At 56.6% G+C, this 13,638-nt stretch carries 12 protein-coding genes; 11 read left to right on the forward strand and 1 reads right to left on the reverse strand.

Annotated features, from left to right (window positions below; all coding sequences use genetic code 11):
* The first annotated feature begins 16 nt into the window (after positions 1 to 16).
* Genes AAG821_RS08930 through pseF form a run of 11 tightly spaced genes read left to right on the forward strand, consistent with a single transcriptional unit; the run spans position 17 to position 13,330 of the window.
* Complete coding sequence (locus AAG821_RS08930; protein ID WP_341913863.1) at positions 17 to 592, forward strand: GNAT family protein; 576 nt, start codon at positions 17 to 19, stop codon at positions 590 to 592.
* Positions 589 to 1,566 (forward strand): Gfo/Idh/MocA family oxidoreductase, encoded by a 978-nt coding sequence (locus tag AAG821_RS08935; RefSeq protein WP_341913864.1) that lies wholly within the window; start codon positions 589 to 591, stop codon positions 1,564 to 1,566. The genes AAG821_RS08930 and AAG821_RS08935 overlap by 4 nt, the downstream gene beginning before the upstream one ends.
* Before the next feature lie 22 nt (positions 1,567 to 1,588).
* Entirely contained in the window at positions 1,589 to 2,881 is a 1,293-nt protein-coding gene (locus AAG821_RS08940; protein ID WP_341913865.1) for a DegT/DnrJ/EryC1/StrS family aminotransferase, read from the forward strand.
* A gap of 6 nt (positions 2,882 to 2,887) precedes the next feature.
* Positions 2,888 to 3,862: a hypothetical protein gene (locus tag AAG821_RS08945; RefSeq protein ID WP_341913866.1), complete on the forward strand. Its 975-nt coding sequence runs from the start codon at positions 2,888 to 2,890 to the stop codon at positions 3,860 to 3,862.
* Positions 3,859 to 4,548, forward strand: coding sequence for an NTP transferase domain-containing protein (locus AAG821_RS08950; protein ID WP_341913868.1), 690 nt, complete (start codon positions 3,859 to 3,861; stop codon positions 4,546 to 4,548). The genes AAG821_RS08945 and AAG821_RS08950 overlap by 4 nt, the downstream gene beginning before the upstream one ends.
* Before the next feature lie 37 nt (positions 4,549 to 4,585).
* Positions 4,586 to 6,748: a glycosyltransferase gene (locus AAG821_RS08955; RefSeq protein WP_341913869.1), complete on the forward strand. Its 2,163-nt coding sequence runs from the start codon at positions 4,586 to 4,588 to the stop codon at positions 6,746 to 6,748.
* The gene (pseG, locus tag AAG821_RS08960; protein ID WP_341913870.1) at positions 6,745 to 8,193 is read left to right on the forward strand and encodes a UDP-2,4-diacetamido-2,4,6-trideoxy-beta-L-altropyranose hydrolase; all 1,449 of its coding nucleotides are present in this window, start codon (positions 6,745 to 6,747) and stop codon (positions 8,191 to 8,193) included. Before AAG821_RS08955 ends, pseG begins: the two co-directional genes overlap by 4 nt.
* 14 nt (positions 8,194 to 8,207) lie before the next feature.
* Entirely contained in the window at positions 8,208 to 9,272 is a 1,065-nt protein-coding gene (gene pseI, locus AAG821_RS08965; RefSeq protein ID WP_341913871.1) for a pseudaminic acid synthase, read from the forward strand.
* Positions 9,269 to 11,020, forward strand: a complete 1,752-nt coding sequence (locus AAG821_RS08970; protein WP_341913874.1) for an ABC transporter ATP-binding protein — start codon at positions 9,269 to 9,271, stop codon at positions 11,018 to 11,020. The genes pseI and AAG821_RS08970 overlap by 4 nt, the downstream gene beginning before the upstream one ends.
* Positions 11,021 to 11,028: 8 nt before the next feature.
* Entirely contained in the window at positions 11,029 to 12,624 is a 1,596-nt protein-coding gene (locus tag AAG821_RS08975; protein WP_341913876.1) for a hypothetical protein, read from the forward strand.
* Positions 12,625 to 12,631: 7 nt separating this feature from the next.
* Entirely contained in the window at positions 12,632 to 13,330 is a 699-nt protein-coding gene (gene pseF / locus AAG821_RS08980; protein ID WP_341913878.1) for a pseudaminic acid cytidylyltransferase, read from the forward strand.
* A gap of 10 nt (positions 13,331 to 13,340) precedes the next feature.
* Here the strand turns inward: pseF and AAG821_RS08985 are convergent, their stop codons facing one another.
* The gene (locus tag AAG821_RS08985) at positions 13,341 to 13,610 is read right to left on the reverse strand and encodes a phosphopantetheine-binding protein (RefSeq protein WP_341913880.1); all 270 of its coding nucleotides are present in this window, start codon (positions 13,608 to 13,610) and stop codon (positions 13,341 to 13,343) included.
* Positions 13,611 to 13,638: the final 28 nt, after the last annotated feature.

Below are 13,638 nucleotides of genomic sequence, written 5' to 3' on the forward strand. Positions count from 1 at the left end.
ACGGGGAAGACCTGTAATGCTGACAGCCAAAGATGCCATCGACTTCATCAAGGGCGATAAAATCAACCTCCGGGGCATGCGCCGCGAAGACCTGCCCCTGTATGCGAATTGGATTGATAATCGCGAGGCGACCAAGTTTATGGAAACCGGCTGGCGGCCGGCTCACGAGACGGAACTGGAAGCTATCTTCAAGACGTCGACTGAAGCGCCTGACCACGCCATCTTCACCATCATCGACAAGGCGAGTAACAAGGCGATTGGTGTTGCCGGCCTGTATCTGATCCATTGGATCTGCCGGCGCGCAGAGTTCCGCATCCTGATTGGCGACAGCGCGGCGCTTGGTCGTGGCTATGGCTCCGAGGCCTGTGATCGGATCATTGCTTACGGTTTTGAACACCTGAATCTTGAATTGATCTATCTCGGAGTGAATTGCGCGAATATCCGCGCGGTCCGTTCATATGAGAAATCGGGCTTCGTGACCGAGGGCATTCGCCGCAAGCTTATCTACCGTAACGGCCAGTATTACGACGCGCAGATGATGAGCATACTGCGTGAGGAATATGAAGCGCGAAAGGCGACTTCCGGCAAATGATCCGGGTCGTCCTGCTCGGTTTGGGGCGGATCGGCGCGCAGGCCGATGCCGATGCCGCATATGTGGGGCCGGCCTTGTCGCATCTGGGTGCCATTGTAACAACGCCGGGTCTTGATGTGGCGGGCCTCGTCGATCCCGATCCTGGTGCGCGCGCGGCGGTGGCTCGGCGCTGGCCACATCTTGCCGACAGGCTGTATGCGAGACTCGACGAGATTAAGGCGGCAGATATCGATATCGCGACGGTGGCCGGTGCGAGTACCGGACGCACGGCCGACCTGATGGCGGTCCTGGCGCTGAAGCCTCGGCTGGTGATTGCTGAAAAGCCTTTCGCCGCCGACGTGTCCACTGCGGAAGCTCTGGTGGCGGCGTATCGAACGGCTGGCGTGGAACTGCGGGTCAATTATCCGCGGGCCCTGTCCCCGGCCTACAGACACCTGCGCGAAAGCCTGGGCCGTAACGGGCAGTGGCGGATTGCTCTCTGGTACAGCCATGGTCTGCATCATTTCGGCAGCCATGGTATCGACCTTCTGCTCGACTGGTGCGGGCCAGTGGCGCGAGTGCAGACTTTCGGCCTGACCGAAGCTGTCGATCCACTGGTCGATGCCAGTTTGATGTTCCACTCCGGCGATCGGGCGACCATGCATGGCATCGGCCTGGGTGACTGTGCGGTTTTTGAAATGGAGATCTGGACGGCTGAGGGCCGCACGCTAATTGGTGCAGGAGGCGCGACAAGCCAGCGGCAGATACCTGAGCGTGGGCGGTACTATCCTGATTACCTGCAGCTCGGCCCGGCCGTCGAGCTGGCGCCGGCGGCACCGATCGGTGGCTTTGCCGATCTGTACGAAGCGGCGGGGAATTTTATCTCCGCTGCGGCTCCCATGCCTGGCTGCAATCCGGATCGCGCGTTGGTCGGTCTGCGGATTCAGGACGCTCTGCTGCGTTCAGCCGCGCAAGCGAAGGCAATTCATCTGTGACGCAGTATACAAGGAGACGGCAATGACGAATGCGGATCGCCTGGCACTTCTCGGCGGCACGCCTGTCCGCGCAGAACCGCTGCCGCGCTATAATACGATTGGCGCGGAAGAGAAGGCTGCGGTGATGGATGTCCTGGATGACGGCGAGTTGTCCGGCTTCATTGCTTATAACGGCGACGAGTTCTACGGCGGCCGTGCCGTCCGCGCACTCGAGGCCGATTTCCGCAAGGTCTATGGTGTCGCGCATGCCATATCGGTCAATTCGGCGACCTCGGGTCTGCATTGCGCTATGGCGGCAACGGGGATTGGGCCGGGCGATGAAGTCATCGTGCCGCCCTATACCATGTCGGCCAGCGCGACCGCGGTTCTGTTTACTGGCGCGGTGCCGGTTTTCGCGGATATTGACGACAAGACCTTCTGTCTTGATCCGGCTGCAGTCGAGGCGGCAATCACGCCCTATACCAAGGCTGTCGTGGCGGTGAATCTGTTCGGTCATCCGGCGCCGCTGCTGCAACTGCGCGAGATCTGCGGCCGCCGCGGCCTGTTTCTGGTCGAAGACAATGCGCAGGCCCCGAGTGCCACGATCAATGGCCGTTATACCGCTACAATCGGCGATATCGGCGTGTTCAGCTTCAACCGCCACAAGACCATGCAGTGTGGTGAAGGCGGCGTGACGATTTGTCACGATGAAAAGCTGGCGCTGAAAATGCAGCTGGTACGTAACCACGGTGAGGTGGTGGTGGCGGGCATGGGTGTCGACGATATCGTGAATACGGTCGGCCTCAATTACCGGATGACGGAAATGGAGGCGGCCGTTGCCCGCGTGCAGTTCGGAAAATTGCCTGGATTGAACGCCCGGCGTGTTGCTCTGGCTGATCGACTGTCAAAGGGCCTGCATGATATCCCCGGCTTGGCACCGCCCCATATCGCCGATGGCTGCACGCATGTTTATTATTTTTACCCCATCCTTTACGACGAAACGGTAACCGGTTTGCCGCGTGATGTCTTCGCAAAGGCTGTGCAGGCGGAAGGTTTCACCTTGCGGGCCGGCTACGTGAAACCCCTATATCTGGAGCCGCTTTACCAGAAGCGTATCGCTTTCGGCGACAAAGGCTTTCCTTTCAATGCTAATCCGCGCCAGGGGAATCTCTCCTATGCCAAGGGTATCTGCCCGGTTGTCGAGCGCCTGGCGGAGAAGCAGTTGCTGGTCACCAACATCATCTACCCGCCGCTGACCGAGGCGGATATGGATCGGTTTGTCGAGGCCTGCGCCAAGGTGCTGCGCAACCGCGATGCCCTTCTGGCGTTACAATAACGGACCATGGGCGTTTCTGCGGCAACGCTGTTTGTCGTCGGCCAGGCCGGTACGGCGGATTACCTGGCACCGCTATGGCGGCGTTGGCTGCAGAGTGGGACGAGTCTTTCATGGCACATCGTTGCACATCCTGCTGCGCTGCTGCAGATCGAGCGGTTGGGCTTGAATGGCAGATTGCCTCTGTTGGATGCCTGGGACAGCGAAAAACTGCAGGATGAGTTGCGACAACGGCAGTTCGATCGCCTGGTCTGTTCGGCCAGTCGTGAACCGGTGGAAGCAGCGGCGCTGACTTGGGCCACGAAAAACGGTATCCCCTCGCTCCACCTGCTTGATGCCCTCTACGGTTTCTCCTGGCGCAGTGACCTGCGCGCCGGAATGATGGCGGTCATTGACGACCAGGCCTGCAGCGATGCCGCCGAAGAAGGCCTGCCACAGGAAAGGCTGGTTGTTGCCGGTCATCCGGCCTGGGAAGCGATCGCGCCGATGGATGATGCACCGCTCGGCAACTGGCTGTTTCTCGACCAGCCGATTGCGACGGTACGGCCTGACCTTGGTTACACTGAACAGGATGCCTGGGGGATGATGCAGGACGCTGCCCGATTGCAGCCGCAGGCATTTCAGCGCTTGGTCTATGCCCCGCACCCGGCGCGTGGTCCGAAGGCTGGGCTGCCTGAAGGCAGTCTGTCCTTGGCCGAAACCATGACTCTGCAGCAGGGACTGCACCAGTGTGGCACCATTGCCGGCGTCTACAGTGGCGGCATGGTGGAGGCATTTCTGGGTGGCCGTCGTGTTGTTTCACTGTTGCCGGGATCCGGTGAGGTACTGTGCCCGCTGGCGCGCCGTGGCTTGTCGCCTTTGTATCGGTCGGCCGCAGAACTCGCTGATGCTGCCATGGTTGCGATGTGCGACAACCGGGCATTGCGCGCCAGCCTGCACGGATCGCTCGATCGCCTCGACGCAATTATACGTTCACTGGCATGAAACTATTTGGATTAATCCAGGCCCGCATGGGGTCGAGCCGCCTGCCTGGCAAAGTCATGCTGCCGCTCGCGGGCTTGCCGCTCATTTGGCACATCGCCCATCGCTTGGTCCAGGTTCGGCCAGTTACCGGTATTGTGCTGGCGACAACGGCCGATTCCCGGAATGATCCGATGGTATCCTATGCGCAGATGCAGGGCTGGGTGGTCGTCCGGCATTCTGAGGAGGACGACATCGTCGGCCGCATCGCATTGGCTTTTGAGGCCACGGGTGCTGATGCTGTGCTAAAGGTGAATGCGGATTGCCCGATGCCCGATGTCGGACTCATGCAAGCGGTTGTGGATGCCTATCTGACCAAACCCGGCTGCGACTACGCTGCCAACAAGTTTGAGCCAATCTGGCCGGCCGGATTGACGGTGGAAGTGGTGTCGCGTCAGTTGATCGGACTGTGCGATGCGACATTGACCAGTGCCGAAGAGCGCGAGCTGGTGATGAAGTGGATCATTGATCATCGTGACCAATTCATGACTGCCGCGGTGACCGCACCATATGTGCCTTCCATGCCGGGCCTGATGATCGACACGCCTGAAGAGTATCGCGAGATGTCAGCCGTCTTTGATTCACTTTATCCTGTCAGCCCGCTGTTCGGCTGGCAGGATGTTAGGTCACTTCTTAAGTCAGATGCCTAAGCCGCGTCGCATAGCCTTTCCTTTCGTAGGGGATACCTTGGGCGGCAGTCATCTGTCTGCCATTACGCTGATCCAGCAATTGCCTGGGCAGGGGTTTGATCCAAGGATTGTCTTGCATACTGAGGGCGCGCTTTCACGCTACCTGGATCAGATCGGGCTACCATATGCGATGCTGGCGAACGCGTCGGTTGCTGGACGCCAGCCAAACGCATTCCGTCAGCTGTCTGCCCTTGCCAAAGCGATCGTCCCAATTGTCACCTGGTTGAGAGGCGAGGGTATAGACCTGGTCCACGCCAATGACGCGCGGATGATTGTTACTTGGGCTCTGCCAGCACTGTGGTGCCGTTTGCCGCTTGTTGCTCATCAGCGGACAGTCGCCTATGCCTCACGGGTTCTTTCACTCGGCTGGGCCATTGCAGCAAGGATAGTTGCAATATCAAGATTCAGTGCGGCAACTCTGCCGGCCTGGGCGCAGGCCAAGACCTCGGTTGTATATAATGCCGTCGCAATAGAAACTGTAGATGGCGACCGAGACTATTATCGCCAGAAACTGTTGATGCGGGCAGGCCTGGATGACGCCCGCATTGTCGGAGTTTTTGGCAATATCTCTGCTGTTAAGCAACCGATGCTGTTTTCCAGGACACTCTCCCTACTGGCGGAAAGCACGCCGGTCGTTGGCGTATGGTTCGGCGAGGATCGGGAAGGCTGGATTGCAAAAATGAAGGCCGATGCCGGCAAAGCCGTTCTGCTATTCCCCGGCTTTCATGCCCCGGTCACCGGCTGGATTTCGGCATGTGACGCCGTTCTCGCTACATCGAGCAAGGATGCCTTCGGCCGCACCCTTGTCGAGGCGATGAGCCTTGGCATACCGGTGGTGGCGACTGCGGCAGGCGGCCATTCCGAGATCGCCACGGACGGCAAGGATGCAGTTCTGGTATCATCGGGTAATGCTGCCGATATGGCAGAAGGAATGGCAGAAGGATTGCGCCGTGTCCTGCGCAATAGTGAATTTTCCGCCAATTTGATCGCTCAAGGTAAGCGTCGAGCTATGGATTTTTCAGCTGTCAGCCATGCGAAACGCATGGGACAGCTCTATAGGGAACTCCTCTCGGTTGATCGTATGGTGGTGATTTCGGATCTGGGCAGTGGTGGCGCGCAGCGTATCGCCTGCGATCTGGCGGCGCATTGGTGTCATGCCGGCCTCTCGGTTGCCGTTGTAACTCTTGCTGCAGCTGAAGATCGCTATCGTTTAGATAGCGCGATCAGGCGAATATCGCTTGATCTGTCAATGCAGTCCGGAACGGCCTGGCAAGGTGTAATTGCCAATATGCGGCGAATTTTTGTGTTGCGTCGGGTCTTTCGCCAACTCAATCCGGTGGTTGTCGTCAGTTTTGTCGGAACTACGAATATTCTCGCGGTCATGGCAGGCTTTGGACTGTCGTCGCGGGTGATCATCTCGGAACGGAACAACCCGGAGCGCCAGAGTCTGGGGCGGGTCTGGTCGACACTGCGACAACTGCTTTACCGCTTTGCTGATTGTGTGACAGTGAACAGTCGGCAGGCCCGGGATACGCTCGCGGCTTATGTACCGCATCATAAGCTGCAGGTGATAGAGAACCAGTTGTCAGAGCAGTGCCTGATTGCGAAGGACGAGGTTCAAAATAGCAATGAATTGCTGATTCTGGCCGTCGGCCGTCTGCATCATCAGAAGGCTTACGATGTTCTACTCACCGCTTTCGCAGTGACCCGCGCCGCACAGACTGGCTGGAGGCTAGTAATACTGGGTGAGGGACCCTTGCATGCAGCTCTGCAACAGCAGGCAGAATCCTTACATATCGGTGATCGCATTGAATTGCGCGGTTATGAACCAGATCCGACGGCCTGGTACAGGCGGGCCGGGATATTCGTGATGCCATCCCGCTATGAGGGTATGCCAAATGCTTTGCTGGAAGCTGCAGCCTTCGGCCTTCCCGCGGTCGTCTCCGATACCTGTGGAGGAGCAGTCGACCTAATAGAGAACGGCATAAGTGGATTGATCGTTCCTGCTGAAGCAATCACTTCGCTCGCGCATGCAATCGATAGTCTCGCCTTTGATCGTGACTTCGCGCGTCGGCTGGGTGGTGAGGCGCGGCGGCGTGTGATGGCGAAGCACGATCCCGCTGCCATCTATGCAGTTTGGGAAAAAGTGGTCGCCACTTGAGCTCTGCGGTTTTTGTGGTCAATGCCGGCCCGATAATAGGGTTGGGTCATTTGATGCGCTGCCTGACGCTGGCGCTTCGTCTCAGGCTATTCGGATGGCAATGCCGTTTTGCCGGCGACGATGGAGTTTGTTCGTTTATTAATCCGCTGCTGCCGGAAGAATTTCAGCCGGCGATCGCATTGGGGCCAGACCTGCATGCGGATCGAGTATTCGATATCGATACTCCTGATATGCTGATTGTAGATCACTACGGTCTTGGGCGGGATTTCGAACAGCGTTTCAATGCTCGGTGTACTTTGGTGATTGATGATCTCGCCAACCGATCGCACCACGCGGATTGGCTGTTGGATCAGACTTTGGGCCGTCAGCCCGGAGATTACGCGGGTTTCGTGCCGGCGGATTGTAGATTCATGGTCGGGTCTGAGTTCGCCTTGCTCAAGCCGGCCTTTGCACAATATCCGCCCAATCGGACGGGGCGGAGCCTGAAGCGGGTGCTCATATCGCTCGGCGGCACGGATTCGCAAGGGCTAACCCTTCGAATCCTTGAGATGTGGCGCGAGCTGCCGGTTGAACTGCAAGCGGATGTGATTGTTACGCGCGCAATGCCATTCCGTCAGGCGGTGTTGGATATCGCCCGCGATCTGCCTAATGTGACGGTGCACTGCGATGTTGCCTCTCTTGCCCCATTGATGAGAGAAGCCGACCTTGCCATCGGTGCTGGCGGGACGACAAGCTGGGAACGCTGCGCAACTGGCTTGCCGACTCTACTGATTCGGGTGGCAGACAATCAGAAAGCGGTCATTGCCGCCCTGGTAAGGGCCGGGGCCGGGCTGGATCTGGGTATGGATGACAGCGGTCTCGCTGTGCGGCTGACCGCGGCGCTGACCGAATTCACACTGAATCCGTCAATGTTGGCGGACATGGCCGTGGCCGCCGCGAAGATCTGTGACGGCTTTGGGACCGGTCGTGTGCTCTGTGCTCTGGCGGGGACAGTGCGGCTCGATGATGACGCTGAAGTTCGCCTGGACGTCATGACTCATGCTGAATCAGCTTTGCTTTTTGAATGGCAGACCCTTCCTGAGATTCGTCGCTATGCACGAAATCCGAAACCGCCGACCCTGAGTGAACATGTCCGCTGGTACGGGAGTCGGGTCGGCAGTCCGGATCGGATATTCACACAGGTGTTGCTGAATAATAAGGCCGTCGGAATGCTTCGGCTCGATCCACGCGACGGACGAAAGACTGCTTTCGAAGTCTCGATCCTGATCGATCCGAGGGTACAGGGCCGAGGTGCCGGACTCGCTGCCCTTCAGCTTGGCCGCCGGCTGGCGCCGGCTGCAGATCTTTGGGCCTATATCATGGAAGAGAATGTTGCATCACAGCGCCTGTTCAAAGCTGCCGGATATAATCCGGTGGGAGAGAACTGGCATTTGAATTGCGCTTGAAGGGAGAGCCATCTATGGCCAACCGCGAAGTTTCCATTGGTGGGCGAAAGATTGGACTCGCTCATCCCCCCTATGTGATTGCCGAGATGTCAGGCAATCACAATGGCAACCTTGATCGCGCACTCAAGCTAATAGATGCGGCGAAAGCTGCTGGAGCTGATGCGGTCAAGCTGCAGACCTACACGGCGGACACCATAACTTTAAATCACAAGAGTCCGGACTTTCTCATCGAAGGCGGATTGTGGGATGGTCGCTATCTGTATGAGCTATACGAGGAAGCTCACACGCCGTGGAGTTGGCACAAAACACTGTTTGATCACGCACGTGGTTTGGATTTACCGATCTTCAGTTCCCCCTTCGATTTTACCGCCGTCGATTTTTTGGCCGAACTGGGCGTTCCAGCCTACAAGATAGCTTCGTTCGAGGCGATTGACCTGCCACTTGTTGAGAAAGCTGCCCAGACTGGGCGGCCACTCATCATATCAACTGGCTTAGCTGATCTGGGCGAGGTGGAGGATGCCGTGACTGTGGCGCGCAATGCAGGCAACGATGAACTTATCGTTCTGCATTGTGTGAGCGGGTATCCCACCCCCATGGAGGACTGTAATCTCGCCTGTATTACGCATTTGGCGGAAACTTTTGATGTCATAACCGGTTTTTCCGATCATACACTGGGAGTCCATGCCGCCATTGCCGCAACAGCGCTGGGCGCCTGCGTGATTGAGAAGCACCTGACCTTGTCGCGTGCCGATGGCGGTCCCGATGCGGCGTTCTCGCTCGAGCCAGCAGACATGGCGGTTCTCATCGCGGGCTGCCGAGAGGCGTGGGCAGCACGCGGCCGCATCGATTACAGCCAGAAAGGCTCGGAGAAAGCCAATGCTAAATTCCGCCGCTCACTTTATGCGGTCGTGGATATCGCTGCGGGTGAGATTTTAACGCCTCAGAATATTCGCTCCATCCGCCCCGGATATGGTCTGGCGCCGCGTTATCTGCCGGAGGTGATGGGGCGAAGGGCGGGCTCCTTTATTGCACGAGGCACTCCGCTGTCGTGGCCTCTCATTGGGGATGAACAAGCGTGAAAACATTGCGTATTCCATTCCTTCCTGGCCCGGCCACGAAGGCGATGATCGGGGATGTATTTTTTTCCGATACCTTACGCAGCATCCTCGTACTTTCTGCGCTGCTATTTTCCAGTCTTTCGGAAGGCCTGAGCATTGTAACTCTACTGCCAATCATTGAGCTGGCCTCAGGAGGTGGTGCGGGCGAAAGTGAACTTGGGCGTGTTATTTCAAACATACTCGGACATGTTGGGTTAACGCCTCAGTTGGGTACGATGCTGGTATTGCTGGTGGTCGGCATGACCCTGAAGTCGTTGCTATCGATGGGGGCTTTGCGGCTGGCTGGAGATTCGACGCTAAATTTCACCGCTAAAATGCGTCTTAATCTGATTAATGCCATTATGCGCGCGCGTTGGAGCTTCTTTGTTAGCCAGGCTGCCGGTCGTCTGACGAATTCCGCCACTATGGAGGTCAGCAAGGCCGCCAACGTTTACCTGTCTGTCACCAGTCTGGCGGCCACAATCATCCAGGTGGCCGTGTTTTGTGTTCTGGCGACATTGACATCCTGGCAGCTCACGCTGTCGGCGATTGGCGGCGGATTGCTTGTGATATTGATCATGCACCGCCTAGTGCCGATTTCACGACGAGTCGGCGAGCAGGAAACCAATGCTCTGAATACATTCATGATACGGCTGGTCGAAGGCCTTCAGATGATCAAGCCACTGAAAGCCATGCACCGAGAAGATCGTCTGACGCCATTGCTTGAGCACAGCAATGAAGAGATCAATCGCGTTCAGCGCCGGTTGCAGAATATCGGCCTTATCATGAATTATATGCGCGAGCCATTGATCGCAATATGTATGGCAGTTGTCGTGTATGTGGTCGCGGTAAAGTTCAAGAGCTCCTTCTCTGAGTTCCTGTTCTTGCTCGCGTTGTTCTACAAGATCATGGGACAACTTGGCCAAATCCAGAATATCTACCAGAAACTGGCCAGCTACGAGGCAATATACTGGTCGGTGCGAAAGCTGACCGCAGCGGCCGAAAGCGAGCGGGAAGTGGTTGTGCCTGGGAAATCCGCACATCTGGAGAAGTGTTTAGAGTGTCGTGATTTGGTATTCGCATACAACGAACGTGAAGCTCCTGTCATTCAAGGTCTGAATGTCACTATCGATGTGAAAAGCTTTGTGGCTATCCGCGGCTCATCCGGGGCCGGTAAGTCCACTTTCATTGATCTTCTGCTTGGATTGCACACGCCCCAGAAAGGCGGCGTCTTCCTTGACGGAGTTTCTCTGGGCGAGGTTAATCTCTTCGACTGGAGAAGCCGCATTGGTTATGTGGCGCAAGAAGTGGTTTTGTTCCGCGATACGATCGCAAACAACGTCACTCTTGGCGATCCCGCTATCAGCCGCGAACAGGTAATTCGCGCATTAACGATGGCCGAGGCCATGGACTTCGTGACCCAGCTGCCAGATCAACTAGATACTGTGGTCGCTGAGCGCGGAAATAGTCTTTCCGGTGGGCAGCGTCAGCGCATTTCAATTGCGCGGGCTCTGGTCCGAGAACCAGAGCTGCTGATCTTGGATGAGCCAACCACTGCGCTGGATCCGGATGCCGAGCGGGCAATATGCGAGACACTTCAGCATCTCCGAACATTCACCACGATTGTTGCGATTTCCCATCAGCCAGCGATCATGGAGGCAGCCGACAAGGCTTACCTGCTTGAGAATGGTAGCTTTTCTCCGATTGATCTTCAGCGGCACGAGAATTGACGATCAGCATGACATTGCGTGTTTTTAGCCCGGATCCTGTGCATTACGACTTCGATGAGAATGGCGTGCCGGGATTTCTTCTGCCGCTTGGCCAGGCCGAACGAGCGGCCTTCCGTGATCGCCTGTGGCTTTCCTTGTCGACACTGTGTCGGAGTAACGAAGGAAACGGTTTCCTATTGTTGTCTGTAATCATGAACACGGTCCTCGCCGATGTCCTGGCGCTTTTCATGGGAGTTGCTCTACAACGGCGTCTCGCCCAGGAAAATGTAAAGCTGGTTGGTGGAGATCGGACTCAACTCTGGGCGGCGTTATCCGAGGGGCGTACGCCGCCAACGCCGGTCAATCTTGATCGTATGCAGCGTGGCTTCTCGCAGGAAGCGGGATTGCGCCGAGGCTTGCGGCATATGCGCGGCTGGTTCACGCCACGCTTTCCTGCTGTTTCGGCGCACAGTCAGGTTGATTTCCGCCGCGATATTGTTTCGGTTACTAAGGATGCAATCATTCTTCAGCATGCAGCGGGTGTCGACGAGCGGATTCGACTCGTGTCGAACCTGCATTGGTATAGGTCATTGCAGGCGACGGATCGAGCCGCTTTTGCGACAGCGGAGCATGATGCGGTTTGTGAATCCTTCATTTCTGAGGTTTCTGCGGCTTTCACTGCTCATGGGGAGAATTTGAACGAAGCTAATGCTGTATACTTGCGGAGAATTGTATCGGGCTATCTGGAGCTGGCAGATCGATACTTGAGCCGTATGTTGAAAGCGCCTGCCGGTATCCCCCGACGTCTATGGATGACTGGCGGCAGCAGTTTTCTCGCCCGTACGCTGCGCCTAGCCAGCCGACTGAATGGTGGTTATGTCGTGGCGCATGATCATGGCCAAGGGCAGGCGATGGCAAAAGGGTACCACCATGTTGCGACCGAGCTGCCACTCGCAGATCGATTTATAACCTATACAGCGTTGCAGGCGAGAATCTCACGGCAACAGATGCGCGTCGACATGCTTCCGCATGTTGCATCTCCACGCATCGAATCGTTACCGGTCGAGGGCCGAAAAAAACTTTTGGTTGAAAAGTTTGATCGCAAAGCGGCTCAGATGACGGTCATGCTGATGGGAACTGTTTTCCATGACGAGCATGGCAATTTCACTCCCATGCCACCTGCTATTTCCCTTGTCGATTGGGAAAGTCGTATGATCGCAAACCTGCGACAGCAAGGCTATCGAGTAATCTACAAGCCGCACCCCGAAAGTCCATATGGATTTCCTGAAAGATATGCGACCGTCTTGGGGGCGGAGATCGAGCGCGCGCGCTTTGAGGATTGTCAGCACCGCGCCGACGTCATCATCTTTGGCTTCTGCTGGAGCACCACTCTGACGTTAGCGCTGCAGCTCAAGAAGCCAATTGTTATTGCCGATATGGGTTACTGCCATTGGTCGAACGCTGCCTTGCAGCATGCGCAATCGCGCTGTGCCTTCCTACCGGCAAAGCTGGACGAGGAAAATCGCTCAATGACCGATTGGCGCGCGCTTCCGGAAGCCATCGAGCGCGCATTGATCCTGGTTAATTCAGATTTTGTCGATGATTTCTTTGGCTTGGAAGTGTGAGGCTGCAATGAGAATCGCCATTATTCCAGCGCGTGGCGGCAGCAAGCGAATTCCAAAAAAGAATATCCGGGTTTTTTGTGGCCGACCAATGATCGAATATTCGATCGAGGCAGCTCAAAAGTCAGGTGTGTTCGACCGTGTCATTGTGTCCACCGACTCTGATGAAATTGCAAAAGTGGCAGAGCGGCTTGGCGCCGAAGTGCCATTCCGTCGCAGCAAGTCCCTTGCGGATGATCATGTTGGTACGGGGCGGGTGATTGCCGATGCCTGGGCTAGGTTTGAGGACAGAGCTGCTGTCAGTTACGTATGCTGCATTTATGCAACAGCACCGTTCATCCGGAGTGAGGATCTGCGCCGGGGCCTGGAGATGATTCAGACCAGGAAAGTCAGCTCGGTTTTCACCATCACGTCATTCCCGTTCCCTATTTTCAGATCATTACGGCGAGAGGAAAGTGGGCATGTTGCTATGTTCTGGCCTGAAAATATGAAGGTCCGGAGCAATGACCTTCCAGAGGCTTATCATGACGCGGGGCAGTTCTATTGGCTCGACCCGGCAACAATCAAAGATGATGTGGTTTTTTACAGCGAGGATGCGCTCGGCTTGGTTCTGCCACGCCATCTCGTGCAGGACATAGATACCGAAGAGGATTGGGTGCGCGCCGAGTTGATGTTCCAAGCGCTCAATATGCGCAAGGCGCAGGCTTGACTGCGAATGGTTATTGCTTGAGGCGGGCAACCAGAGCGGCGATGGAAGTCACGCTGCGAAAGTTGTTCTGGTCCAAGTCGTCGTCCGCGATCGCAACGCCGAAGGCATCTTCGATAGCACTGAGAAGATTGAGCATGCCAAATGAGTCGATGATGCCTGCGGCGAATAAGTCGGTATCGGCGGTGATTTTGGCTTTGTGCTCGGGAGCCAAGTCGAAAACGATTTGCAGGATGTTCTCTTCGTTAGTCATGTTGCCTTGTCCTATGCGGTCGAACGGCATTATCTGGATCATCGATCCACTGTCAACG

Origin of the sequence: Ferrovibrio terrae (assembly GCF_943372915.1) — a bacterium.
In the GTDB taxonomy this organism is placed as follows: Bacteria; Pseudomonadota; Alphaproteobacteria; order Ferrovibrionales; family Ferrovibrionaceae; genus Ferrovibrio; species Ferrovibrio terrae_A.

Coding starts and splice junctions, on each gene's coding strand:
- AAG821_RS08975 (WP_341913876.1), top strand. CDS start 11,029: ATGACATTGCGTGTTTTTAGCCCGGATCCTGTGCATTACGACTTCGAT.
- pseF (WP_341913878.1), top strand. CDS start 12,632: ATGAGAATCGCCATTATTCCAGCGCGTGGCGGCAGCAAGCGAATTCCA.
- pseI (WP_341913871.1), top strand. CDS start 8,208: ATGGCCAACCGCGAAGTTTCCATTGGTGGGCGAAAGATTGGACTCGCT.
- AAG821_RS08940 (WP_341913865.1), top strand. CDS start 1,589: ATGACGAATGCGGATCGCCTGGCACTTCTCGGCGGCACGCCTGTCCGC.
- AAG821_RS08985 (WP_341913880.1), bottom strand. CDS start 13,610: ATGCCGTTCGACCGCATAGGACAAGGCAACATGACTAACGAAGAGAAC.
- AAG821_RS08930 (WP_341913863.1), top strand. CDS start 17: ATGCTGACAGCCAAAGATGCCATCGACTTCATCAAGGGCGATAAAATC.
- AAG821_RS08950 (WP_341913868.1), top strand. CDS start 3,859: ATGAAACTATTTGGATTAATCCAGGCCCGCATGGGGTCGAGCCGCCTG.
- AAG821_RS08935 (WP_341913864.1), top strand. CDS start 589: ATGATCCGGGTCGTCCTGCTCGGTTTGGGGCGGATCGGCGCGCAGGCC.
- AAG821_RS08945 (WP_341913866.1), top strand. CDS start 2,888: ATGGGCGTTTCTGCGGCAACGCTGTTTGTCGTCGGCCAGGCCGGTACG.